Annotated in this window: 20 protein-coding genes, 2 tRNA genes, 3 rRNA genes and 1 other annotated feature; of the genes, 7 read left to right on the top strand and 18 right to left on the bottom strand. The window is 52.9% G+C overall.

Annotated features, from left to right (window positions below; all coding sequences use genetic code 11):
- Window positions 1-24: 24 nt before the first annotated feature.
- Window positions 25-1,320, bottom strand: coding sequence for an MFS family transporter (locus C1N59_RS04955; RefSeq protein ID WP_394550377.1), 1,296 nt, complete (start codon window positions 1,318-1,320; stop codon window positions 25-27).
- Window positions 1,321-1,542: 222 nt separating this feature from the next.
- Complete coding sequence (locus C1N59_RS04950; RefSeq protein ID WP_058702295.1) at window positions 1,543-2,583, bottom strand: zinc-dependent alcohol dehydrogenase family protein; 1,041 nt, start codon at window positions 2,581-2,583, stop codon at window positions 1,543-1,545.
- A gap of 132 nt (window positions 2,584-2,715) precedes the next feature.
- Between C1N59_RS04950 and C1N59_RS04945 the strand changes: the two genes are divergently transcribed.
- Window positions 2,716-3,177: an Lrp/AsnC family transcriptional regulator gene (locus C1N59_RS04945; RefSeq protein WP_233255815.1), complete on the top strand. Its 462-nt coding sequence runs from the start codon at window positions 2,716-2,718 to the stop codon at window positions 3,175-3,177.
- A gap of 237 nt (window positions 3,178-3,414) precedes the next feature.
- Here the strand turns inward: C1N59_RS04945 and rrf are convergent.
- The 8 genes from rrf to rluD all read right to left on the bottom strand — a co-directional run bounded on the left by rrf (window position 3,415) and on the right by rluD (window position 13,660).
- A 5S ribosomal RNA gene (gene rrf, locus C1N59_RS04940) occupies window positions 3,415-3,530 on the bottom strand.
- A 226-nt stretch (window positions 3,531-3,756) separates the two neighbouring features.
- Window positions 3,757-6,662, bottom strand: a 23S ribosomal RNA gene (locus C1N59_RS04935).
- Window positions 6,663-6,864: 202 nt separating this feature from the next.
- Window positions 6,865-6,940 (bottom strand) — tRNA-Ala (locus C1N59_RS04930).
- Between the two features lie 142 nt (window positions 6,941-7,082).
- Window positions 7,083-7,159 (bottom strand) — tRNA-Ile (locus C1N59_RS04925).
- 73 nt (window positions 7,160-7,232) lie between these two features.
- Window positions 7,233-8,774, bottom strand: a 16S ribosomal RNA gene (locus C1N59_RS04920).
- The 16S, 23S and 5S rRNA genes sit together here with 2 tRNA genes alongside, the layout of an rRNA operon.
- 478 nt (window positions 8,775-9,252) lie before the next feature.
- Window positions 9,253-11,826, bottom strand: a complete 2,574-nt coding sequence (gene clpB / locus C1N59_RS04915) for an ATP-dependent chaperone ClpB (RefSeq protein ID WP_033739502.1) — start codon at window positions 11,824-11,826, stop codon at window positions 9,253-9,255.
- A 125-nt stretch (window positions 11,827-11,951) separates the two neighbouring features.
- Window positions 11,952-12,683 carry a purine nucleoside phosphorylase YfiH gene (yfiH, locus tag C1N59_RS04910; RefSeq protein WP_262959402.1) on the bottom strand — a complete coding sequence of 244 codons (732 nt, stop codon included), beginning with the start codon at window positions 12,681-12,683 and terminating at the stop codon, window positions 11,952-11,954.
- On the bottom strand, window positions 12,680-13,660 hold the full coding sequence (gene rluD, locus C1N59_RS04905) for a 23S rRNA pseudouridine(1911/1915/1917) synthase RluD (protein WP_006120699.1): 981 nt from the start codon (window positions 13,658-13,660) through the stop codon (window positions 12,680-12,682). Before rluD ends, yfiH begins: the two co-directional genes overlap by 4 nt.
- A gap of 129 nt (window positions 13,661-13,789) precedes the next feature.
- Between rluD and bamD the strand changes: the two genes are divergently transcribed.
- The 4 genes from bamD (at window position 13,790) to pheA (ending at window position 16,539) form a co-directional block, all read left to right on the top strand.
- Window positions 13,790-14,521, top strand: a complete 732-nt coding sequence (gene bamD / locus C1N59_RS04900; protein WP_006120700.1) for an outer membrane protein assembly factor BamD — start codon at window positions 13,790-13,792, stop codon at window positions 14,519-14,521.
- 276 nt (window positions 14,522-14,797) lie between these two features.
- The gene (raiA, locus tag C1N59_RS04895) at window positions 14,798-15,130 is read left to right on the top strand and encodes a ribosome-associated translation inhibitor RaiA (RefSeq protein WP_006120701.1); all 333 of its coding nucleotides are present in this window, start codon (window positions 14,798-14,800) and stop codon (window positions 15,128-15,130) included.
- A 99-nt stretch (window positions 15,131-15,229) separates the two neighbouring features.
- Window positions 15,230-15,353 (top strand) — a sequence feature (Phe leader region).
- Entirely contained in the window at window positions 15,231-15,278 is a 48-nt protein-coding gene (locus tag C1N59_RS04890) for a hypothetical protein (protein ID WP_193750318.1), read from the top strand. Its footprint overlaps the feature before it by 48 nt.
- 22 nt (window positions 15,354-15,375) lie before the next feature.
- Complete coding sequence (pheA, locus tag C1N59_RS04885; protein WP_033739505.1) at window positions 15,376-16,539, top strand: bifunctional chorismate mutase/prephenate dehydratase; 1,164 nt, start codon at window positions 15,376-15,378, stop codon at window positions 16,537-16,539.
- Between the two features lie 36 nt (window positions 16,540-16,575).
- Here the strand turns inward: pheA and tyrA are convergent, their stop codons facing one another.
- A complete protein-coding gene (tyrA, locus tag C1N59_RS04880; protein ID WP_394550376.1) occupies window positions 16,576-17,697 on the bottom strand; it encodes a bifunctional chorismate mutase/prephenate dehydrogenase in 1,122 nt (373 codons plus the stop codon).
- Between the two features lie 6 nt (window positions 17,698-17,703).
- The gene (locus C1N59_RS04875) at window positions 17,704-18,783 is read right to left on the bottom strand and encodes a 3-deoxy-7-phosphoheptulonate synthase (protein WP_033739508.1); all 1,080 of its coding nucleotides are present in this window, start codon (window positions 18,781-18,783) and stop codon (window positions 17,704-17,706) included.
- A 284-nt stretch (window positions 18,784-19,067) separates the two neighbouring features.
- Here C1N59_RS04875 and C1N59_RS04870 point away from each other — a divergent pair, with 284 nt between their 5' ends.
- The gene (locus tag C1N59_RS04870) at window positions 19,068-19,595 is read left to right on the top strand and encodes a GNAT family N-acetyltransferase (RefSeq protein WP_033739509.1); all 528 of its coding nucleotides are present in this window, start codon (window positions 19,068-19,070) and stop codon (window positions 19,593-19,595) included.
- Between the two features lie 21 nt (window positions 19,596-19,616).
- Here the strand turns inward: C1N59_RS04870 and C1N59_RS04865 are convergent, their stop codons facing one another.
- From C1N59_RS04865 to ffh, 6 genes are all read right to left on the bottom strand, one after another.
- A complete protein-coding gene (locus tag C1N59_RS04865; protein ID WP_033739511.1) occupies window positions 19,617-20,171 on the bottom strand; it encodes a hypothetical protein in 555 nt (184 codons plus the stop codon).
- Between the two features lie 398 nt (window positions 20,172-20,569).
- Window positions 20,570-20,917 carry a 50S ribosomal protein L19 gene (rplS, locus tag C1N59_RS04860; protein WP_006120707.1) on the bottom strand — a complete coding sequence of 116 codons (348 nt, stop codon included), beginning with the start codon at window positions 20,915-20,917 and terminating at the stop codon, window positions 20,570-20,572.
- A 42-nt stretch (window positions 20,918-20,959) separates the two neighbouring features.
- Complete coding sequence (gene trmD / locus C1N59_RS04855; protein ID WP_050504850.1) at window positions 20,960-21,721, bottom strand: tRNA (guanosine(37)-N1)-methyltransferase TrmD; 762 nt, start codon at window positions 21,719-21,721, stop codon at window positions 20,960-20,962.
- Between the two features lie 35 nt (window positions 21,722-21,756).
- Window positions 21,757-22,305, bottom strand: a complete 549-nt coding sequence (gene rimM / locus C1N59_RS04850) for a ribosome maturation factor RimM (protein ID WP_006120709.1) — start codon at window positions 22,303-22,305, stop codon at window positions 21,757-21,759.
- An 18-nt stretch (window positions 22,306-22,323) separates the two neighbouring features.
- A complete protein-coding gene (rpsP, locus tag C1N59_RS04845; protein ID WP_033739514.1) occupies window positions 22,324-22,572 on the bottom strand; it encodes a 30S ribosomal protein S16 in 249 nt (82 codons plus the stop codon).
- Between the two features lie 142 nt (window positions 22,573-22,714).
- Window positions 22,715-24,076, bottom strand: coding sequence for a signal recognition particle protein (gene ffh / locus C1N59_RS04840; protein WP_006120711.1), 1,362 nt, complete (start codon window positions 24,074-24,076; stop codon window positions 22,715-22,717).
- A 167-nt stretch (window positions 24,077-24,243) separates the two neighbouring features.
- Here ffh and C1N59_RS04835 point away from each other — a divergent pair, with 167 nt between their 5' ends.
- Entirely contained in the window at window positions 24,244-25,041 is a 798-nt protein-coding gene (locus C1N59_RS04835; RefSeq protein ID WP_006120712.1) for a cytochrome C assembly family protein, read from the top strand.
- The last annotated feature ends 18 nt before the right edge of the window (window positions 25,042-25,059 follow it).

Genomic DNA, 25,059 nt, shown 5'->3' with positions numbered 1-25,059 from the left:
GACTGACTGCGGCATGCTGACCAATTAAAGCGTCATGCCCTTACCCTGCCGGTGCAGCAACAGCGTTACCACGAAGGCCAGTGCGCCCATCCCAGAAACATACCAGAAGAACGTGGTTTCCATGTCGTGGTGTTTCATCAGCAACGCAACATACTCTGCCGATCCACCAAAAATGGCATTCGCCACCGCATAGGAAAGCCCGACACCGAGCGTCCTGACCTGCGGTGGAAACATCTCTGCTTTTAAAATCCCACTGATCGAGGTGTAAAAACTGGTGATCAGCAGCGCCAGCATAATCAGAACAAATGCCATGCCCGGACTCTGAACGTTTTGCAAAAGTGTCAGGATGGGCACAGTACAGATTGCTGCCCCAGCCCCGAAGACCATCATGGACGTGCGGCGGCCGATTTTATCCGACAAACCACCGATAATCGGCTGCAGCAGCATATAAACCAGTAACGCGCCGGTCATTAATCCGCTGGCCGTTTTCGCATCCATGCCTGACGTATTGACCAGGTACTTTTGCATATAGGTGGTAAAGGTATAGAAACTCAGCGATCCGCCCGCGGTAAAGCCCAGTACCATCAGAAACGGCTTAGTATGATTTCGCAATAAGCCGATGACGCTGCCCGCATCGCGGTGTTCACGGTTTTTTTTATCCGAGGTCTCATCCAGCGAGCGGCGCAGCCATAACGCGACGACAGCCAGAGCGGCGCCTAAAAAGAACGGGATACGCCAGCCCCAGGTTCGTAGCTCATGATCGGTTAACAGAAACTGCAGCACCACGACCGTCAGTACCGCAGCCAGTTGGCCGCCGATTAAGGTGACATACTGGAATGAGGCATAAAACCCTTTTCGTCCTTCCAGCGCGACTTCACTCATATAGGTGGCGCTTGTGCCGTATTCACCGCCTACTGACAGTCCCTGAAACATACGCGCCAGTAAAAGCAGTGCGGGCGCGGCGATGCCAATACTTTCGTAGCCCGGCAGGCAGGCGATCACCAGCGATCCGAAACACATCATGCAGACCGAGATCAGCATGGATTTTTTGCGACCGTGGCGGTCGCCAATGTAGCCAAATAACCAGCCACCAATCGGCCGCATTAAGAAGCCCGCCGCAAAGACGCCCGCGGTTTGCAACAGTTGGGTTGTGGTGTCGCCCTGGGGGAAGAAAATATGGGCAAAGTAGAGTGAGAAAAACGAGTACACATAAAAGTCGAACCATTCGACGAGATTACCTGAGGACGCGCCTACGATGGCCCAGATACGTTTTTTTCTGTCGATCGCCTGCGTGTGGGGAGTGCTGTTCATGTCTGACATGCTATGCCTCGGCTCCTTGCTGATAAGCAGCGTTAAAGCGTTGAGTAAAGCATGGACGGCAATAAAACGGAAAGAGGTGTTGCCCCGAGCCTATAAAATGTGACCTGTGTTGCTAATTTACTGAAATCATTGCGTGATATATCAGGCGGCATTTACCGATAACGCCGCGTCAGCGCCTCACGATGACAACCTGGAAGCACTGACATGCGCACAGGAAGACCGTTAAAATGCGGTGATCACCGTAACACCGGGCGATTCAAACTTATCCATATTCATTAACGCCTCTATGGATTGCTCCAGGTTAATGGTTCTGCCGATCAGTTTTTCCGGACAAAGTTTTCCCGCATGAATCATGTTCATCATCACATCATAGCGATGGGCCTGCATGCCGTGGCTGCCAATAATTTCCAGTTCATTAGCTATGACCCGCGCCATAGGAATGGGCGGTGCGCTGTGTTCACCTGCCATCAGGCCAACCTGAACGTGCCTGCCTCTTTTTCGTAATGAGTTGATAGCGTTGACACAGGTTGCCGTATGACCCAGCGCATCGATTGAAACGTGCGCCCCGCCGTGGGTGAACTCTCTGACCGCTTCCGCTACGTCGGCGACCTGCGTGGCATTTACGATGGCAACAGCGCCCAGCTCACGCGCCAGTTGCAGCTTTTCATCCGAGATATCCACCGCTATGACATTGGCGCCAAGTGCATTGGCAATCATGATGGCGGAAAGGCCTACGCCACCACAGCCGTGCACAGCAAGCCACTGCCCTGCGGACGTTTTCCCCTGATCAACAACGGCCCTGAAAGAGGTGATGAAGCGACATCCCAGACTGGCCGCAGTGGTGAAATTCAGCGTATCCGGTAGAGCAATGAGGTTCAGATCCGCCTGCTGTATGGCGACATATTCTGCGAAGGATCCCCAGTGGGTAAAGCCTGGCTGAAACTGATGATCGCAGACCTGTTGATTGCCTGAATGGCACTCATGGCATAAACCGCATCCCGAGACAAAGGGCACGGTGACATTATCGCCCGGGCGCCATTTCGTCACCGCGCTGCCGACCGCTTCAATCGTGCCGGCGAATTCATGCCCCGGCACGTGGGGTAACGGGATATCAGGATCGTGGCCGACCCAGCCATGCCAGTCGCTTCGGCAAACCCCAGTTGCTTTAACCCGAATCACAACGCCATGGGGTTCCGGTGTGGGATCCGGCAGCGTTTTCAGGACAGGCGGGGACAGAAATGATTCGTATATGACCGCTTTCATCAGTAAACCCTCATGTATGGTTTACTAAAAGTATACTGACGGGCCGTGAAATTACTTTTCGTGTATTGCAGGCGGATCATGGTTTATGAAATTATCTTTCATTAACGATAGTAAGGCTGAGTGGATATTTCAGTGAGTATTCTTGATAAGAAAGATGTGGCGTTACTGCGCTATCTGCAAAAGGACGGCAGAGTATCGAGTCTTAAGCTGTCTCAGGATTTGGATATGAGCCCGGCGTCAACATGGCGGCGCCTGAAGCGGCTTGAGGACGAAGCCTTCATTGAAGGTTATCAGGCGGTAGTGAATCGTCGAAAGATGGGGTTTGGCGTGATGGCATTCGTGCGTCTGGTCTGCAGCCAACACAGTGAGGCGGCAACACGAGACTTTGAAGAGCGGATCAATGCGAATCCTTATGTCCTGTCATGCCACAATATCACTGGCGAGGCCGACTTCCTTTTGCAGGTGGTTGCGCGGGATTTAGATCATTACAGCCTGTTTATTGAAAAGGAACTGCGCAAGCTGCCGGGGATCCTGAGCATTAATTCTTCGATTTCGCTCAGGGAAGTGAAGAAAAGCCATCCCCTGCCGGTCTGAGGGTACGGTTTACTTTCTGACCCAGGATGGCAGGCCTGGAGAATTTATACAAAGAAACGGTACCAGGCGACGATGGAAGGAGTCTTGCCAGCCGGTTCAGTGCAAACAGCAGCGTAGGATATCGGGCTCAAGAGGCTTTAAACGGCCATAAGATTCTGCCCGGCTGGCTGCTGAACCATGATTTGCGGACGTAGAAAAGCCCCGTACTTCCGTACGGGGCTTCTTCACCTGATTGATGCCTGGCAGTTCCCTACTCTCGCATGGGGAGACCCCACACTACCATCGGCGCTACGGCGTTTCACTTCTGAGTTCGGCATGGGGTCAGGTGGGACCACCGCGCTACAGCCGCCAGGCAAATTCTTGCTGCCCTGTCCTGTGTCTTTTGGGCTGATGCCGCGTTGGCGCCCTCGCGCTGCTCAGTCACATACTTCAGTATGCTCCTTCACATCGTCTCGGTTGCCGCCTTGCCTCAGCGCAAAATCCTCCGGACTCACGTCCGCAGAACAGAACCATATTCTTATCCGGTAAACAAGGCTGAAAATTCTTTCTGTCTCTCAACCAAAACGCCTCTGGCGTTGTAAGGTTAAGCCTCACGGGTCATTAGTACCGGTAAGCTCAACGCATCGCTGCGCTTACACACCCGGCCTATCAACGTCGTCGTCTTCAACGTCCCTTCAGGAGGCCCGAAGCCTCAGGGAGAACTCATCTCGGGGCAAGTTTCGTGCTTAGATGCTTTCAGCACTTATCTTTTCCGCACTTAGCTACCGGGCAGTGCCACTGGCGTGACAACCCGGACACCAGCGGTGCGTTCACTCCGGTCCTCTCGTACTAGGAGCAACCCCCCTCAATTCTCCAGCGCCCACGGCAGATAGGGACCGAACTGTCTCACGACGTTCTAAACCCAGCTCGCGTACCACTTTAAACGGCGAACAGCCGTACCCTTGGGACCTACTTCAGCCCCAGGATGTGATGAGCCGACATCGAGGTGCCAAACACCGCCGTCGATATGAACTCTTGGGCGGTATCAGCCTGTTATCCCCGGAGTACCTTTTATCCGTTGAGCGATGGCCCTTCCATTCAGAACCACCGGATCACTATGACCTGCTTTCGCACCTGCTCGAGCCGTCACTCTCGCAGTCAAGCTGGCTTATGCCATTGCACTAACCTCCTGATGTCCGACCAGGATTAGCCAACCTTCGTGCTCCTCCGTTACGCTTTGGGAGGAGACCGCCCCAGTCAAACTACCCACCAGACACTGTCCGCAGCCCGGATTACGGGCCCACGTTAGAACACCAAACATTAAAGGGTGGTATTTCAAGGACGGCTCCACGCAGACTGGCGTCCACGCTTCAAAGCCTCCCACCTATCCTACACATCAAGGCTCAGTGTTCAGTGTCAAGCTGTAGTAAAGGTTCACGGGGTCTTTCCGTCTTGCCGCGGGTACACTGCATCTTCACAGCGATTTCAATTTCACTGAGTCTCGGGTGGAGACAGCCTGGCCATCATTACGCCATTCGTGCAGGTCGGAACTTACCCGACAAGGAATTTCGCTACCTTAGGACCGTTATAGTTACGGCCGCCGTTTACCGGGGCTTCGATCAAGAGCTTCTCCTTACGGATAACCCCATCAATTAACCTTCCGGCACCGGGCAGGCGTCACACCGTATACGTCCACTTTCGTGTTTGCACAGTGCTGTGTTTTTAATAAACAGTTGCAGCCAGCTGGTATCTTCGACTGGCCTCGGCTCCGGGAGCAAGTCCCCTCACCTACGCGCCAGCGTGCCTTCTCCCGAAGTTACGGCACCATTTTGCCTAGTTCCTTCACCCGAGTTCTCTCAAGCGCCTGGGTATTCTCTACCTGACCACCTGTGTCGGTTTGGGGTACGATTTCGTGTTACCTGATGCTTAGAGGCTTTTCCTGGAAGCAGGGCATTTATCACTTCAGCACCGTAGTGCCTCGTCGTCACGCCTCAGTGTAAAGTGCACCGGATTTGCCTGGCACACACACCTACACGCTTAAACCGGGACAACCGTCGCCCGGCCGATATAGCCTTCTCCGTCCCCCCTTCGCAGTAACACCAAGTACAGGAATATTAACCTGTTTCCCATCGACTACGCCTTTCGGCCTCGCCTTAGGGGTCGACTCACCCTGCTCCGATTAACGTTGAACAGGAACCCTTGGTCTTCCGGCGACAAGGTTTTTCACCTTGTTTATCGTTACTTATGTCAGCATTCGCACTTCTGATACCTCCAGCATGCCTCACAGCACACCTTCGACGGCTTACAGAACGCTCCCCTACCCAGCAACGCTTGCGCGTCGCTGCCGCAGCTTCGGTGCATGGTTTAGCCCCGTTACATCTTCCGCGCAGGCCGACTCGACCAGTGAGCTATTACGCTTTCTTTAAATGATGGCTGCTTCTAAGCCAACATCCTGGCTGTCTGTGCCTTCCCACATCGTTTCCCACTTAACCATGACTTTGGGACCTTAGCTGGCGGTCTGGGTTGTTTCCCTCTTCACGACGGACGTTAGCACCCGCCGTGTGTCTCCCGTGATAACATTCTCCGGTATTCGCAGTTTGCATCGGGTTGGTAAGCCGGGATGGCCCCCTAGCCGAAACAGTGCTCTACCCCCGGAGATGAATTCACGAGGCGCTACCTAAATAGCTTTCGGGGAGAACCAGCTATCTCCCGGTTTGATTGGCCTTTCACCCCCAGCCACAGGTCATCCGCTAATTTTTCAACATTAGTCGGTTCGGTCCTCCAGTTAGTGTTACCCAACCTTCAACCTGCCCATGGCTAGATCACCGGGTTTCGGGTCTATACCCTGCAACTTAACGCCCAGTTAAGACTCGGTTTCCCTGCGGCTCCCCTATACGGTTAACCTTGCTACAGAATATAAGTCGCTGACCCATTATACAAAAGGTACGCAGTCACACCACGAAGGTGCTCCCACTGCTTGTACGTACACGGTTTCAGGTTCTGTTTCACTCCCCTCGCCGGGGTTCTTTTCGCCTTTCCCTCACGGTACTGGTTCACTATCGGTCAGTCAGGAGTATTTAGCCTTGGAGGATGGTCCCCCCATATTCAGACAGGATACCACGTGTCCCGCCTTACTCATCGAACTCACAGCCTGTGCACCTTTGTGTACGGGAGTATCACCCTGTACCCTGCGACTTTCCAGACGCTTCCACTGATGCACAAGCTGATGCAGGTTCTGGGCTCCTCCCCGTTCGCTCGCCGCTACTGGGGGAATCTCGGTTGATTTCTTTTCCTCGGGGTACTTAGATGTTTCAGTTCCCCCGGTTCGCCTCATGCCGCTATGGATTCACTGCATGATAGTGTGACGAGTCACACTGGGTTTCCCCATTCGGGTATCGCCGGTTGTAGCGGTTCATATCACCTTACCGGCGCTTATCGCAGATTAGCACGCCCTTCATCGCCTCTGACTGCCAGGGCATCCACCGTGTACGCTTGGTCGCTTAACCTCACAACCCACAGGCGTTTTGCGCTTGCGTGTTATGAGCTTTTGAGAGACCCGAACGCATCGTGCTGTGTTCCTTATTACGGAGGAACACGACGTGCGTCGTTTCAAATTTTCAGCTTGTTCCGGATTGTTAAAGAGCATAATACTTCGCAGCACACCGTCGCCGGTACGCTCTGAAGTATTGTCAGAAAAAACAGCAAGTATGGTGGAGCTAAGCGGGATCGAACCGCTGACCTCCTGCGTGCAAGGCAGGCGCTCTCCCAGCTGAGCTATAGCCCCATACAGTTACTGCAGAGACCACTACCACCACTCAACTGCGTGCACTTCATGAGAAATGCACTTCGTGCTCAGGCAAGGCGTGTTTCCGCGAAGCATAGTGAACTATGCGAGCCGGAGACATAACGCAGCATGAGTGCGAAGTTGGTAGGCCTGAGTGGACTTGAACCACCGACCTCACCCTTATCAGGGGTGCGCTCTAACCACCTGAGCTACAAGCCTGTAGAGGTTTTTTCTGCTCGTGACTTTCTATCAGACAATCTGTGTGAGCACTTCGCACGAAGGTATCTTCAGGTAAGGAGGTGATCCAACCGCAGGTTCCCCTACGGTTACCTTGTTACGACTTCACCCCAGTCATGAATCACAAAGTGGTAAGCGCCCTCCCGAAGGTTAAGCTACCTACTTCTTTTGCAACCCACTCCCATGGTGTGACGGGCGGTGTGTACAAGGCCCGGGAACGTATTCACCGTGGCATTCTGATCCACGATTACTAGCGATTCCGACTTCACGGAGTCGAGTTGCAGACTCCGATCCGGACTACGACGCACTTTATGAGGTCCGCTTGCTCTCGCGAGGTCGCTTCTCTTTGTATGCGCCATTGTAGCACGTGTGTAGCCCTACTCGTAAGGGCCATGATGACTTGACGTCATCCCCACCTTCCTCCGGTTTATCACCGGCAGTCTCCTTTGAGTTCCCGACCGAATCGCTGGCAACAAAGGATAAGGGTTGCGCTCGTTGCGGGACTTAACCCAACATTTCACAACACGAGCTGACGACAGCCATGCAGCACCTGTCTCAGCGTTCCCGAAGGCACCAAGGCATCTCTGCCAAGTTCGCTGGATGTCAAGAGTAGGTAAGGTTCTTCGCGTTGCATCGAATTAAACCACATGCTCCACCGCTTGTGCGGGCCCCCGTCAATTCATTTGAGTTTTAACCTTGCGGCCGTACTCCCCAGGCGGTCGACTTAACGCGTTAGCTCCGGAAGCCACTCCTCAAGGGAACAACCTCCAAGTCGACATCGTTTACGGCGTGGACTACCAGGGTATCTAATCCTGTTTGCTCCCCACGCTTTCGCACCTGAGCGTCAGTCTTCGTCCAGGGGGCCGCCTTCGCCACCGGTATTCCTCCAGATCTCTACGCATTTCACCGCTACACCTGGAATTCTACCCCCCTCTACGAGACTCAAGCCTGCCAGTTTCAAATGCAGTTCCCAGGTTAAGCCCGGGGATTTCACATCTGACTTAACAGACCGCCTGCGTGCGCTTTACGCCCAGTAATTCCGATTAACGCTTGCACCCTCCGTATTACCGCGGCTGCTGGCACGGAGTTAGCCGGTGCTTCTTCTGCGGGTAACGTCAATTGCTGAGGTTATTAACCTCAGCACCTTCCTCCCCGCTGAAAGTACTTTACAACCCGAAGGCCTTCTTCATACACGCGGCATGGCTGCATCAGGCTTGCGCCCATTGTGCAATATTCCCCACTGCTGCCTCCCGTAGGAGTCTGGACCGTGTCTCAGTTCCAGTGTGGCTGGTCATCCTCTCAGACCAGCTAGGGATCGTCGCCTAGGTGGGCCGTTACCCCGCCTACAAGCTAATCCCATCTGGGCACATCCGATGGTGTGAGGCCCGGAGGTCCCCCACTTTGGTCTTGCGACGTTATGCGGTATTAGCTACCGTTTCCAGTAGTTATCCCCCTCCATCGGGCAGTTTCCCAGACATTACTCACCCGTCCGCCACTCGTCACCCGAGGAGCAAGCTCCCCTGTGCTACCGTCCGACTTGCATGTGTTAGGCCTGCCGCCAGCGTTCAATCTGAGCCATGATCAAACTCTTCAATTTAAAGTTTGATTTGCTGCAACCAGTGCAGCGATGCTCAAGGAAAACGTCGTAATGAATTTCACTACGTGTTCACTCTTAAGACTTGATATTTTTTTGCGCCCGGAGACGCGGATATCAATCCTGCGAGTGCCCACACAGATTGTCTGATAAATTGTTAAAGAGCAGTGCAACCAGCGGGTTAACCGTCTGTTGCGAGGTGGCGTATATTACGCTTTCCTCCTTCAGAGTCAACCTCTTTTTCAGAAGTTTTTCTCCGGCGAAAACTCCGGAGAGTTCTCTGCTGAACACCGCGTTACGTAAGCCGTTGCGCCGTGTCAGTGGAGGCGCATTATAGGCAAATATTTTGGGCTGGCAAGGGGGTAATTCAAAGAAACTTCTCAACCGCTCACTTTCCAGGCAAACCGTCGCAGAAACCACCAACCCGGCCCGTTTCAGAAACAAAAAACGGGCATTACGCCCGTTTTTAACAGAGACAGCCTTACTGATGTGCCGTAATGACGTCGTCTTTGACATCCATTTCTATCACTTTTCCCGGAACCAGTTGTCCGGAAAGGATCTGCTGTGCCAGCGGATTCTCTATCTGTTGCTGGATAGCGCGTTTCAGTGGACGCGCACCATACACCGGATCATAACCGTTCTCACCCAGCAGCTTGATCGCGGCATCAGAGATATGCAGTTGATAACCGCGATCCTCCAGGCGTTTGTACAACCGTTGCAGCTGAATCTGTGCGATAGAGGCAATGTGTTTTTCACCCAGAGGATGGAACACCACCACCTCATCAATACGGTTAACAAATTCAGGGCGGAAGTGCTGTCCTACCACACCCATGACGACGCCCTTCATTTCGGCGTAGTTCAGATTGCCGAAACGTTCCTGAATCAGATCGGAGCCCAGGTTCGAGGTCATGATTACCACCGTATTGCGGAAATCAACGGTGCGACCTTGCCCATCCGTTAACCGGCCATCATCCAGCACCTGCAGCAGGATATTGAAGACATCGGGATGCGCCTTCTCTATCTCATCCAGCAGAATCACCGAATACGGACGACGGCGAACCGCCTCGGTCAGATAGCCGCCCTCTTCATAGCCAACGTAGCCCGGAGGTGCCCCCACCAGCCGCGATACCGAGTGTTTCTCCATAAATTCAGACATGTCGATACGGACCATCGCATCGTCACTGTCAAACAGGAAGTTAGCCAGCGATTTACACAACTCGGTTTTACCCACACCCGTTGGGCCGAGGAACAGGAATGACCCGACAGGACGGTTTGGATCGGCCAGACCCGCACGGCTACGACGAATGGCATTGGACACCGCTTCGACGGCTTCATCCTGTCCGATAACGCGCGAGTGGAGCTCCTGTTCCATTCGCAGCAGTTTGTCTCGCTCCCCTTCCATCATGCGGGCAACCGGAATACCGGTCCAGCGCGCCAGCACATCGGCAATTTCCACATCTGTCACGCGATTGCGCAGCAGCTTCATGGTTTTGCCTTCAGACTGGGTGGCAGAAGCCAGTTGTTTTTCCAGCGCCGGGATTTTGCCGTACTGCAGCTCAGACATCTGCGCCAAATCACCAGAGCGACGCGCCTGCTCAAGCTGGAGGCGTGCCTGTTCCAGCTCCGCTTTAATATTCTGCGTACCGGTTAATGAGGCTTTTTCCGCTTTCCACTCTTCTTCCAGCTCAGCATATTCACGCTCTTTCTGATTCAGCTCCGCTTCGAGCATCTCCAGACGTTTCACGCTGGCATCATCAGACTCTTTCTTCAGCGCCTGCTGTTCCAGTTTCAACTGAATAATGCGCCGCTCCAGTCGATCCAGTGCCTCTGGTTTGGAGTCAATCTGCATACGAATGCTGGATGCCGCTTCATCGATCAGGTCAATCGCCTTATCGGGTAACTGACGATCGGCGATATAGCGGTGAGAAAGCGTGGCCGCCGCAACGATAGCCGGGTCAGTAATCTGTACATGATGGTGCAACTCATAGCGCTCTTTTAACCCGCGCAAAATGGCGATGGTATCTTCAACGCTTGGCTCTGCGACAAACACTTTCTGGAAACGACGCTCCAGTGCCGCATCCTTCTCGATGTACTGGCGATATTCATCCAGCGTGGTGGCACCGACGCAGTGCAGCTCACCACGTGCCAGTGCCGGCTTCAGCATATTACCGGCATCCATTGCGCCGTCCGCTTTGCCCGCGCCCACCATGGTATGTAACTCATCGATAAACAGGATGACGTTGCCTTCCTGTTTGGCCAGGTCGCTGAGTACGCCTTTCAGGCGCTCCTCGAATTCACCCCGGTATTTTGCCCCTGCCACCAGCGCGCCCATATCCAGCGCCAGTACACGGCGACCTTTCAGCCCTTCCGGCACTTCGCCATTGATAATGCGTTGGGCCAGCCCTTCAACAATGGCGGTCTTACCTACGCCGGGCTCACCGATTAACACAGGGTTATTTTTAGTACGGCGCTGCAATACCTGGATGGTACGGCGAATTTCCTCATCACGACCAATCACCGGATCCAGCTTGCCTTTCTCGGCACGCTCAGTGAGATCGATTGTGTATTTCTTTAACGCCTGACGCTGATCTTCAGCACCCTGATCGTTCACGTTGTCACCTCCACGAAGTTGTTCTATCGCTTTGGTGAGCTTGTCGTTAGTGGCACCCGCAGACTTCAGAATGTCTGCCAGCGAGCCACGTGAATCCAGGGCTGCCAAAACAAATAATTCAGATGAGATAAAGTTGTCATTGCGCTTCTGTGCCAGCTTGTCGCACAGATTAAGCACTCTGATCAGGTCGGCAGAAGGTTGCACGTCGCCGTCGCTGCCTTCCACCTGGGGCAGACGATCGATAGCCTGGTCAATCTGCGTACGCAGAGAGGCCACGTCTATGCCGGTAGAGGACAACAGCGGAGCGACCGATCCCCCTTCCTGTTTGAGCAGTGCGCTCATCAGATGCAAAGGTTCGATAAACTGGTTGTCGTGTCCCAATGCCAGAGACTGCGCGTCGGAGAGAGCAAGTTGAAATTTATTAGTAAGACGATCCAGACGCATAATTCCTCCCATTACAGGTCAAATGCTACTGGAGATTAAAATGAGGTCATCCCTCAAGTTTTCAAGGATAATGACCTGAGATATGAGTAAAAAATGCACTGCCTGGATCGTCTTATGGCGTAAGACTATAACAGCCAAATTAAAGTTGCCATACGCCCGGTGATCCTGTCCCGGCGGTAGGAGAAGAAATTGTCGGGTTCACTGAAGGTGCAGCGTGAATCTGCACTGACAGACTGGACCCCTGCGGCCTGCAGGCGTTGTCGGGCCAGATGCCAGATATCGGCAAAAAATTTATCTCCGACGGGGCGGAATGCATCCGCCGCACGCGGATCAATGTCCATGAATGCACGACGAACCTCCGCGCCGACTTCAAAAGCATCAGGACCGATCGCCGGCCCCAGCCAGGCATGGATTCTGTCAGGCGGCGCCTGAAACTGCGCCAGCGTATTTTCCAGCACGCCGCCACAAAGCCCACGCCATCCGGCATGTGCAGCGGCCACTTCACGCCCATCGTCAGAACAAAACAGCACGGGCAGGCAGTCAGCGGTCATCACAGCACAAACTACGCCCGGCTCACGCGTTATGCAGGCATCGGCTTGCCGCGGCTGAGGATCCATGCGGGCAGAGAGATGTTCAACGTCAGTTGAATGCACCTGATTCAGCCATTGCGGCATCGCGGGCAACGCCGCAAGCGAGACCAGTCGCTCACGGTTAGCACGAACATGTTCTGCTTTATCACCGACATGGCCCCCGAGATTCAGCGAGCACCAGTTTCCCTCACTGACGCCACCGTGGCGTAATGTCGAGACAGCTCGCACCTGCGCTGGCGCAGGCCATTTTGGGATAATCAGACTCATAACCAGTCCAGTTGATCCTTGAACATCTCTGTGTCGGCTTTCAGCGCGTCAATCAGATCGATCATATCCTGCGGAATGGCCGCATGAAACTCCATCTCAATACCCGAGATAGGATGATAAAGACGGAGCATCGTGGCGTGCAGGGCCTGACGATCAAAACCGCGTAAGGTCGCGATAAATTCTTCAGACGCGCCTTTTGGCGGACGCGGCCGACCACCGTAGAGCGGATCGCCCACCAGCGGATGATTAATATGCGACATATGCACGCGAATCTGGTGCGTACGGCCGGTTTCCAGTCGCAGACGAAGCCGCGTATGGGCGCGGAAATGCTCCATAATGCGATAATGGGTCACAGCGGGTTTACCCATTGGATGCACGGACATATGCGTACGTTTCGTCGAGTGACGGCTAATCGGTTCATCCACCGTTCCTCCCGCCGTCATGGTGCCAATGGCCACCGCCTCATATTCACGCGTAATTTCACGACGCTGCAGGGCATCAACTAAATGCGTCTGCGCCGGTACGGTCTTCGCCACCACCATCAAACCGGTGGTGTCTTTATCCAGACGATGGACAATCCCCGCACGCGGAACGTCCACAATGGCGGGATAGTGATGCAGTAGTGCATTCAGTACCGTACCGTCGGGATTTCCCGCCCCCGGATGAACAACCAGGTCACGTGGTTTATTGATGACGATAATATCTTCGTCTTCGTATACGATATCCAGCGGGATGTCCTGGGGTTCCCAGCGCTGCTCCTCTTCGATCTCTGCATCAATCGTGACGCGCTCGCCGCCAAGCACTTTCTCTTTCGGCTTATCAATGACAGTGCCGTTAACACTGACGCGCTGGTTGAGAATCCACTCTTTTATGCGGGAACGTGAATAATCAGGGAACAATTCCGCCAAAGTCTGATCTAAACGTTGTCCGAGTTGTGACTCGGATACCGTTGCGGTGAGTTGAACTTGTTGTGCCATATACAGCTTCTTCGTTAACGTTGGGTTTTACGGCGATGCCGTTTAATATAATGTGCTATCGTACCTGGTCATTACCGGGAGCTATACGGACAGCTTCCGCCATAACATTTTGAGGATAATCACTTCGTCATGACGCGTATGAAATATCTGGTGGCTGCAGCCACACTGAGCCTGGCACTTGTTGGTTGTTCCGGCTCAAATGACGCGGTACCGGACAACCCGCCTTCTGAAATCTATGCTACAGCGCAACAAAAGCTGCAGGACGGTAACTTTAAAGCGGCGATTAAGCAACTGGAAGCGCTGGATAATCGTTACCCGTTCGGTCCCTATTCGCAGCAGGTTCAGTTGGATTTGATCTACGCGTACTATAAAAATGCCGATCTGCCCATGGCGCAGGCGGCGATCAGTCGCTTTATGCGTTTGAATCCTACGCACCCTAATATCGATTACGTCATCTATATGAAAGGTCTGACGGATATGGCGCTGGACGATTCAGCATTGCAGGGCTTTTTTGGCATTGACCGTTCGGACCGTGATCCTACGCATGCGCGCGATGCTTTCCGCGACTTTGCACAGCTGCTGCGCAGTTACCCGAACAGCCAGTATGCCGCTGATGCTTACAAGCGTCAGGTCTTCCTGAAAGATCGTCTGGCTAAATATGAACTCTCGGTGGCGCAATTCTATACCAAGCGCGGGGCTTATGTCGCGGTCGTTAACCGTGTTGAAGGCATGATGCGCGATTATCCTGATACGCAGGCGACACACGACGCGCTTCCGCTGATGGAAAATGCCTACCGTCAACTGCAGTTGAATGCAGAGGCCGATAAAGTGGCAAAAATTATCGCCGCCAATAACGGTTAATCAGCCTTCCTTTCCCGAAACAAAAAAAGCAGCCCTGAGGCTGCTTTTTTTTGCGCACAGAACAGGCAATATTGACACGTTGCCGCTGAGCTAACCTGTCAACAATGCCTTGTTAATGCCCTGGCTTCAAGCCTTTTCGACCACATTCTCGCCCTTTCTCACAATTTGCCCTGGTTGACAAAAAGTGACATTTTTTTGTGATCAAAATCACACAAATACAGAATTATCGCGCTATGCTGGATCTATTCCGACGGCAATCACAGAGAGGTAAGCATAATGATCGTGAACATTACCAGTAAGCAAATGGAAATTACTCCAGCCATCCGTGAACACGTCGAAGACCGCCTTGCCAAGCTTGAGAAATGGCAAACTGACCTGATTAATCCGCATATCGTCCTGTCGAAAGAGTCCAAAGAGTTTGTGGCAGACGCGACCATCAACACACCAAACGGTACCCTGGTCGCCAGTGCCAAACATGACGACATGTACACCGCTATCAATGATTTGATCGGCAAACTTGAGCGCCAACTCAATAAAGTCCAACACAAACCTGAAGCGCGGCGTGCGGCCAGCAGCGTGAAAGATTTCACGCCAGCAGCCGAAGAGTAGCCTCATCCCCGCTTTTCTGACGCGCCTCCGGGCGCGTTTTTTGTTGACAGCTTTTCGTGAGTACGGTTACTCTCAGGTCAGCTCAATTTTGGAACGCCTCATGAAAATACTGTCGTTTTTCTTCGCTTTCTTTTTTACCTTCCCCTGAACGGGAGGCCATTCGTCGTGTAAAAAGAAAGCGAAGACGAACAACAAAGCCTCCCAATCGGGAGGCTTTTTTATTGGATAGCTTACAGGTGAGCCTTATGACCCCGGACAATCCGCTTCTGGCGCTGCGTGAAAAAATCAGCGCCGTGGACGAAAAACTACTGACGTTACTTGCCGAACGGCGTTTGCTGGCTGTGGAGGTGGCAGAAGCGAAACTCGCCACCCATCGTCCTGTCCGTGATATCGAACGTGAGCGCGCGCTGATCGAACACCTTATTGTGCTGGGCAAAAAGCATCAGTTAGATGCGCATTACATTACCCGTCTGTTTCAGTTAGTCATTGAAGACTCTGTGCTGACACAGCAGGCATTGCTGCAAAAGAACCTGAACCATCCGCATGCACAGGCTGCGCGCATCGCGTTTTTAGGGCCAAAGGGCTCTTATTCTCATCTGGCTGCGCGACAGTATGCTGCCCGCCATTTCGACAGCATGGTGGAATGCGGTTGCCTGAAATTCCACGACATTATTAAACAGGTTGAGAACAACGCGGCAGACTACGCTGTCCTGCCCATCGAAAACACCAGTTCCGGCTCCATCAATGATGTTTATGACCTGCTTCAACAGACCAATTTGTCGATTGTCGGTGAAATGACGTTGCCCATTGAGCACTGCATGCTGGTGAGCGGCCCGAGCGACCTGGAACAAATCGAAACGGTTTACAGCCACCCACAGCCTTTCCAGCAGTCCAGCCACTTTATCAACCGTTTTCCACACTGGAATATTGTTTACACAGAAAGTACCGCCGCCGCGATGGAAAAAGTGGCCGCGCTCAACTCGCCGAAGGTTGCGGCTATCGGCAGTGAGGCCGGAGGTGAGCTTTATCAGTTACGCGTGCTTGAGCGCCATCTGGCTAACCAGCAGCAGAACCATACTCGCTTTATTGTTCTGGCACGCAAACCTATTGATGTCTCCGATCAGATTTCGGCCAAAACCACGCTGATCATGGCAACCGGTCAACAGGCAGGTGCACTGGTTGACGCCCTTTTGGTCCTGCGCCAGCACAATCTCATCATGAGCAAGCTGGAATCCCGTCCAATTAACGGCAATCCCTGGGAAGAGATGTTTTATCTGGATGTGCAGGGTAATTTGCAGTCTGAAAAAATGCAGCAGGCACTGGAAGAACTTCGCGCCATGACGCGTTCACTGAAAGTTCTTGGCTGCTATCCCAGTGAGAATGTGATTCCTGTGGAACCCAAGCAATAGAAATGAAAAAGGCATCCGGTTGGATGCCTTTTGCTTTTAAGGACGGCTGTCGTTAGCCGATCGCAGTAAGCTTCTGCTTTCAACCAAAAAGCGTTTTGCGTGATCGCCAAACCAGGCCTCAACCCGATTGAAGCTGGCGATAAAGGCGTGCTTATCGCCTTGTTCCAGCAAAGCAATCGCTTCGCCAAATCGCTGATAATACCGCTTGATAAGATTCAGGTTATTTTCAGACGACATGATGATATCCGCATAGAGCTGGGGATCCTGAGCAAACAGGCGCCCAACCATTGCCAGCTCCAGCCGGTAGATAGGCGATGACAACGCCAACAGTTGGTCAAGATTGACGTTCTCTTCCGCCAGATGCAGCCCATAAGCAAACGTCGCAAAATGGCGCAGCGCCTGAATAAAGGCCATGTTCTGATCGTGCTCTTCCGCACCGATACGATGAAGGCGCGCGCCCCAGACCTGGATCTGCTCCAGAAACCACTGGTAGGCTTCCGGTTGTCGCCCATCACACCAGACCACAACCTGCTTGGCCAGGCTACCGCTGTCAGGCCCAAACATTGGATGCAGACCCAATACTGGCCCGCGATGTGCGGCCAGCATCGCCTGCAAAGGGCGATGTTTAACCGAGGCAAGATCCACCAGAATGCAGTCATCCGGCAAGGGAGGAAGCCGGTTAATCACCGCCTCTGTCAGATGAATAGGGACACTGATCATCACCATACCGGCATCCGCCAGCAATGTATCCGCCTTGTCCCAGTCATCTTTGTCCAGCGTCTTTACCGCATAGCCAGACAACGTCAGCATTTTATTGAACAGGCGCCCCATCTGCCCTTCACCGCCGATAATCACGATTGGGCGAAGCGCAGGACACAATGTTTTAAAACCTTTATCGTTTTCGCTGGCGTAAGATTCACGCATCACCCGGCGTAATACGTCTTCGATCAAGTCCGCAGGAACACCGAGGGCCTCAGCTTCTTTACGACGCGACGCCAGCATCGATGCTTCACGTTCAGGGACATAGACCGGCAAACCATGGCGGCTTTTGAGTTCACCCACTTCAGCGACCAGTTCCAGACGTTTTGCCAGCAGATCCAGTAAAGCTTTATCTACTGTATCAATTTGTTCACGTAATGCGTTTAGTTCCGCGACCATTACCTATCAGACCTCGTGTGAAAAACGCGCCGCCAGCGCCCCTTGTAGCTCATGATGCATGCCACGCAGTAAATCTTCGGTAACCTGCCAGTTAATGCAGGCATCCGTGACGGAAACACCGTACTTCATCTCGCTGCGCGGCTGCTCAGAAGACTGGTTGCCTTCATGGATGTGACTTTCCAGCATCAAGCCAATAATTGAGCGGTTACCTTGTTTGATTTGCGCAACGGCAGATTCCGCTACACCGGGCTGACGGCGGTAATCTTTATCGGAGTTACCATGGCTGCAATCTATCATTAAGGCCGGACGGAGTCCCGCTTTTAGCATGGCGGCTTCGCACTGCGCCACATCTTCAGGGCTGTAGTTGGGCGCTTTTCCTCCGCGTAAAATGACGTGGCCATCCGGATTACCCTGCGTTTGCAGCAGGCAGACCTGGCCAGACTGATTGATCCCGACAAACCGGTGAGGCATCGCCGCCGCACGCATGGCATTAATCGCCGTGCCCAGGCTGCCATCAGTCCCGTTTTTGAAGCCAACCGGCATGGAGAGCCCTGACGCCATCTCACGGTGCGTTTGCGATTCCGTTGTACGCGCACCGATCGCCGACCAGCTGAAGAGATCGCCCAGATACTGTGGGCTGTTAGGATCCAGCGCTTCCGTAGCTAAAGGCAGGCCCATGTCGACCAGATTAACCAGCAATTCACGTGCAATGTGTAGCCCTGCTTCCATATCAAATGAGTTATCCATGTAAGGATCGTTGATCAACCCCTTCCAGCCAACGGTTGTGCGGGGTTTCTCAAAGTAGACGCGCATAACAAGATAGAGTTGATCACTCACCGTTTCGGAAAGGGTTTTTAAACGACGCGCATAATCAAGAGCGGCTTCTGTGTCATGAATAGAGCAAGGACCGCACACCACTAACAGGCGTGGATCGCGACCGGCAATGATATCGGCAATGGTCTGGCGCGATGCCGCGATTTGCGCCTGCTGCGCAGGGCTTAACGGAAACTTGGTTTTCAGCTCTTCAGGGGTGATCAACACTTGTTCATTCGCAATGTGAACATTGTTTAGCGCGTCTTTTTGCATCTTGCTGTCCTTTACACTCATTTATGCGTTTACAGGATCCTCACAGAGGATGTGACACTACTGTACCATAACTGATACACGCAACAACGCTGGATGTACAATTTATTTACCACTACCCATAAAAGCCTTGGCAAAATAAATTAAATACCAATAAAAACAATATATTAATAAAAAACAAATGAACTCAAAATTCACTGAATGTGTAAGCTTTACTATACACACAAGAATTTTACGTGGCGGTATCGCCTGTTAAGATAAGCGCATTCCCACAGAGAGGCAGAAATATGGTTCAGATCCCACCAACAATCCGGCTACGTCCTTTTCAGTTAAACGATGTCGAGGCATTTACCGCGGCGGTAAATGCCTCACTTGATACCCTTTTGCCCTGGATGAGCTGGGCACACGAAAACTATCAGCCTCATGAGGCCGAAAGCTGGATTCGCTTTACCCACTTACAACGGGCGGTACGAGAATCAGAAGAGTTTGCGATTGTGGATGCGCAGGATCGTCTGTTAGGCGGTGCTGGTTTTCGTTTTGCCAGCGAGCCGGGCGCGTTGTGTTCCCTCGGTTACTGGGTGCGCAGCGATGCACAGCGCCAGGGCGTGGCTACGCAGGCGGTGAAGTTATTACTGGAATTTGGCTTTGCGCGGCCGGATGTGCAGACAATCGAACTGCTGGCGGTGGAGAACAACTATGCCAGCCGGCGAGTGGCAGAAAAAAGCGGTGGGCGCTTTATCGATTACCGTTATGGCTTAATTGTCCTGGACAGCGGGCCAGTAAACGCGGCGATCTATCATTTTCAGCGCCCCTGATGTCAGGTCAGCCGGGCGTTCTCAGAGGCTATAAGCCTCAACATAAGCGATAAGCCAGTCGTCAACGGTCATGCTTTCATTTGTCCGCCAGACAATAACCATACCGTACTCAATCCGGTCCAGTTCGAATGCGCGTAACTCTCTGTAAAAATGACTATAACCTTTAATAAATCGCCCATCGCAGGATTCCACATCGACGCGTTGGTAAACGACCTTGCCCTCATAGTCAAAATAACTGAAGCCGATCTCTTTCATGTTCAGCCAGGGCATATCCACATCGACTAACGGGATATGCGGCTTAACTGCCGTGGCTTTCTGCTTCTTACGCGCCATTTCCTTTCTGTGTTCACGGCCAGCCCAGACAATGATGAGGTTCAGCGCCACCAGAATCAGGGCCGGACCATATAATCCAATGGCGAGAAACAGGGGAAACAACACGAACACCATGAGGGACCACAGCACGGTCAGAATGCGGCAAAGCCATAGATTGCTGTTGCCTTCCAGCGCATAGCGGGCTGAACGAAATGAGGCGATGGAAAGTAAAAATCCAGAAAGAAAAAAAAGAGCGTCCTTCACAACCTGTCCTTATGATAATGCGCACCTTCCCGGGCAACCCCTCTCATGGGCGAGACGACGAAAATCGGGGAGGCAATATTTATGCAGCCGCTCATGACAGCGTGCTTTTATTTTGCAGTACGGCCCTGTCTTCAACGCGCGAACGGCGGGACACATGTTACCTGAAAACACCGGCAGAGACGCCATCCCTTGCTGACGGGAGTGATCGTGATCGTCCTTCACGCCGGGATTCGTCATCCTAAATGACAATCCGCCTTGTCAGGCCGACAGACCCGGACTGCGGGCTGCATCGGGTAAGTCTTTTCTGTGAAAGCGTTTCTCTGGCAATAAAAAAAGGGGCTGGCATGCTGCCAACCCCTTGTTTGCTATTAACTTTTAGATGTCGCGTTAGCGATACCTTAGCTAAGACGCTCTTTGATACGAGCAGACTTACCAGTACGCTCACGCAGGTAGTACAGTTTGGCTTTACGCACAGCGCCACGACGTTTAACAGCGATGCTGTCAATTACCGGAGAGTGAGTCTGGAAGACACGCTCAACGCCTTCGCCGTTAGAAATTTTGCGAACAGTGAATGCAGAGTGCAGACCGCGGTTACGAATAGCGATAACCACGCCCTCGAATGCCTGCAGACGTTTTTTAGAACCTTCAACGACCCATACTTTCACTTCCACGGTATCACCCGGACGGAAGGAAGGTACGTCCTGTTTCATCTGCTCTTGTTCAATTTGCTTAATAATGTTGCTCATAATTAAATCTCTTATCCTGGGTAAACTGATAGTCAGGGAAGATTACTCTTCCGCATCATCGTTTTGTTGCTGGTGTTCCTGTTGGAACGCCTTAAGCAACCTTGCTTGCTCTTCAGTCAGAGCCAGGTTTTCCAGAAGTTCAGGTCTTCTCAGCCAGGTACGGCCTAGCGACTGTTTCAGGCGCCACTGGCGAATATCGGCATGGTTGCCCGACAGTAATACTGGCGGAACCTCCATCCCTTCTAACACTTCAGGTCGGGTATAGTGTGGACAATCCAGCAATCCCTCCGAGAACGAATCCTCATCGGCTGACGCCTGCTTGCCGAGTACTCCCGGAATGAACCGGGCGACTGCGTCAATCATCGTCATTGCGGGCAGTTCCCCACCGCTGAGAACGTAATCACCGATTGACCATTCTTCATCAATTTCGGTCTGGATTACGCGCTCATCAATCCCTTCATAGCGGCCACAAACAAGAATTAACTTGTCGCGTGACGCCAGTTCGCAAACGCCCTGTTGGTCCAGTTTGCGCCCCTGAGGTGAAAGATATATCACCCTGGCACCCTCTCCCGCCGCTGCTTTCGCTGCGGAGATGGCATCCCGTAAAGGTTGTACCATCATCAGCATTCCCGGTCCGCCACCATAAGGACGATCGTCCACAGTACGGTGCCGGTCGTGCGTGAAGTCACGTGGACTCCAGCTTTGAACGCTGAGCAGGCCATTTTTTACTGCCCGGCCAGTTACCCCGTAATCGGTAATAGCGCGAAACATTTCTGGAAACAGGCTAATTACACCAATCCACATTGTTTTCGCCGTTACGTTACCGTTTGATTCGGAGATCAAAAACCAGGATCCCAATCTACTTCAATAAGGCCAGTAGCGAGATCGACTTTCTTGATAACCTGTTCATCAAGAAACGGAATTAACCGCTCCTGTACACCAAACGCATCTTTCAGGTTTGCCTTCACGACGAGAACGTCGTTCGAACCGGTTTCCATCATATCGATGACTTTACCCAGCTCGTAGCCTTCAACGTTGACCACCTTGCAACCCATCAGGTCTTTCCAGTAGTACTCACCGTTTTCCAGCGCAGGCAGTTGCGTCGAGTCGACCTGAATTTCGCAATTGGTCAACTGTGCCGCCGCATCCCGATCGTCAATGCCTTTGACTTTGATGATCAGGTCCTGATTGTGGTGCTTCCAACTATCCAGTTCCACCTGCTGCCATTTACCGGCGCGCTGGATAAACCAGGGTTGGTAGTCAAAGATGCTTTCAGCGTCTTCAGTGGAGGAAAACACTTTGAGCCAGCCGCGAATGCCGTATGCAGCGCCCATTTTGCCCAATACAATCGGGTTAACAGGTGCCTGTGCGGCAAGTTGTCTGCTCATGCTCACCACCGTGACAGATTAAGCTGCTTTCTTTGCTTCTTTGATCAGCGCGTTAACGCGATCAGAAAGCGTTGCGCCCTGGCCAACCCAGTGCTCGATACGATCCAGATCCAGACGCAGTGCTTCAGCCTGACCAGAAGCGATCGGGTTGAAGAAACCTACGCGCTCGATGAAGCGACCGTTGCGTGCATTGCGGCTGTCAGTAACGACGACCTGATAGAACGGACGCTTTTTAGCGCCGTGACGTGCCAAACGAATTGTTACCATAACATCCTCTTCAGTTAATAAAACACCCGGCCCCCATCGAGGAACGGGGTCCGGGTGCTGTATAAAAAGCCCGAAAATTTTACTCATTTTGGCGCAAAAAGCAACCTAAACTGAGCCATCCCAGGCTTTTTTGTGGAACCCCTTAGCGTCCAGGGAAACCTGGCGGCATCATACCTTTCATGCCGCGCATCATTTTCGCCATTCCGCCCTTCTTCATTTTCTTCATCATCCGCTGCATGTCGTCGAACTGCTTTAATAAGCGGTTAACGTCCTGCACCTGCATACCGGAGCCGGTGGCAATACGGCGCTTACGTGAGCCTTTGATGATTTCTGGTTTTTCGCGCTCTTTGCGCGTCATCGAATTGATGATGGCTTCCATGCGCACCAGCACTTTGTCATCCATCTGCGATTTCACGTTGTCAGGCAGTTGCCCCATGCCCGGCAGCTTGCCCATCAGGCTCGCCATTCCGCCCATGTTGCGCATCTGCTTCAGTTGCTCAAGGAAATCATTGAGATCAAAACCGTCGCCGGTTTTCAGCTTCTTCGCCAGTTTTTCCGCTTGCGCACGGTCAACTTTGCTCTCGATATCTTCAATAAGCGAGAGGACGTCGCCCATACCAAGGATGCGTGAGGCAATACGGTCCGGATAAAACGCTTCCAGCGCATCGGTCTTCTCGCCCATCCCCATAAACTTGATTGGCTTGCCCGTGATATGGCGAATCGACAGCGCGGCACCGCCGCGCGCGTCACCATCCACTTTCGTCAGGATAACCCCGGTCAGCGGCAGCGCTTCATTAAAGGCCTTCGCGGTATTCGCCGCATCCTGACCGGTCATGGCATCCACGACAAACAGGGTTTCAACCGGATTAATCGCGGCATGAACCTGTTTAATCTCGTCCATCATCGCTTCGTCTACGTGCAGACGACCTGCGGTATCCACCAGCAATACATCGTAAAACTTGAGTTTGGCTTCACGCAGCGCGTTGTTGACGATATCAACAGGCTTCTGGCTCAGATCGGACGGGCAGAAATCCACCCCCACCTGCTGTGCCAGGGTTTCCAGCTGTTTGATCGCCGCCGGGCGATAAACGTCCGCGGACACCACCAGCACTTTTTTCTTGTGCTTTTCACGCAGGAATTTACCCAGCTTACCCACACTGGTGGTTTTACCCGCACCCTGCAGGCCCGCCATCAGCACGACAGCCGGCGGCTGCGCGGCCAGATCCAGCGCGTTGTTTTCTGCGCCCATCGCCGCAACCAGTTCATTGCGGACGATTTTGATAAATTCCTGCCCCGGCGTCAGGCTTTTATTGACGTCATGGCCCACCGCGCTTTCTTTTACGCGGTTAATGAAATCCCGCACCACCGGCAGCGCAACGTCAGCTTCCAGCAATGCCATGCGCACTTCGCGCAGCGTGTCTTTGATGTTGTCTTCAGTCAGCCTTCCGCGGCCGCTGATATTGCGCAGGGTTTGCGACAAACGATCGGTTAAATTGTCAAACATTGTCTCTCACTTAAAAAAAATCGCGAGGCGCCATATCGGCAGAATGCGGCGGATTATAACACGAAGCCGAGCCGATCTCTTCAATTCCACCTCAGATCGTTTGGAGCCTGCTTCGCCTGGCGCTATACTGCCCTTTTCCTTTATCTGACTGATGCCTGAAAGGAACTATGTCCGTTTTCGCGATTGTGGCGCTGTTCGCCTACTCCCTGAGTCTTGCACTCATCATCCCCAGCCTGTTGAAACGTCAAAGCGGCTGGCGTCGGTTAGCTGTGTTGTCGGCCTGTGTGGCGCTTGTCACCCACGCCGTCGCCCTGCAGCAACGAATTTTCGCTGTCGATGGCGGGCAAAACCTCAGCCTGCTGAATATTGGTTCGCTGGTCAGCCTGCTGATCTGTGCCATTATGACCATCGTTGCCTCACGGAATCGTGGCTGGTTACTGCTGCCGATTGTCTACAGCTTTGCCTTAATTAACCTGGCTTTTGCCACTTTTGTGCCGAACGCATTCATTACCCATCTCGAAACAACGCCAGGCATTATGATCCACATTGGCCTGTCGCTGTTTGCCTATGCCACGCTGATTATTGCGGCGTTGTATGCGTTACAGCTGGCATGGATTGACTACCAGTTGAAAAACAAAAAGCTGGCCTTCACGCAGGATATGCCACCGCTGCTGACCATTGAACGGAAGATGTTCCACATCACCCAGGTCGGCGTGGTGTTACTGACGCTGGTGCTGTGTACGGGCCTGTTCTATATGCACGATCTGTTCAGCGCCGAGAACGTGGATAAAGCCGTGCTGTCCATTATTGCCTGGTTTGTCTACATCGTTTTGCTCTGGGGCCACTATCATGAAGGCTGGCGCGGTCGCCGTGTGGTGTGGTTCAACTGCAGCGGCGCTGTGCTGCTGACGATGGCTTATTTCGGCAGTCGCGTGCTTCAGCATCTGCTTATTCACAGTTCTTAATCAAAAGGAAGTTTTGCG

Source organism: Pantoea sp. SGAir0183, assembly GCF_043545505.1.
Note: the sequence above shows the minus strand (reverse complement) of the source record. Positions and strands in the feature narration are given on the sequence as shown.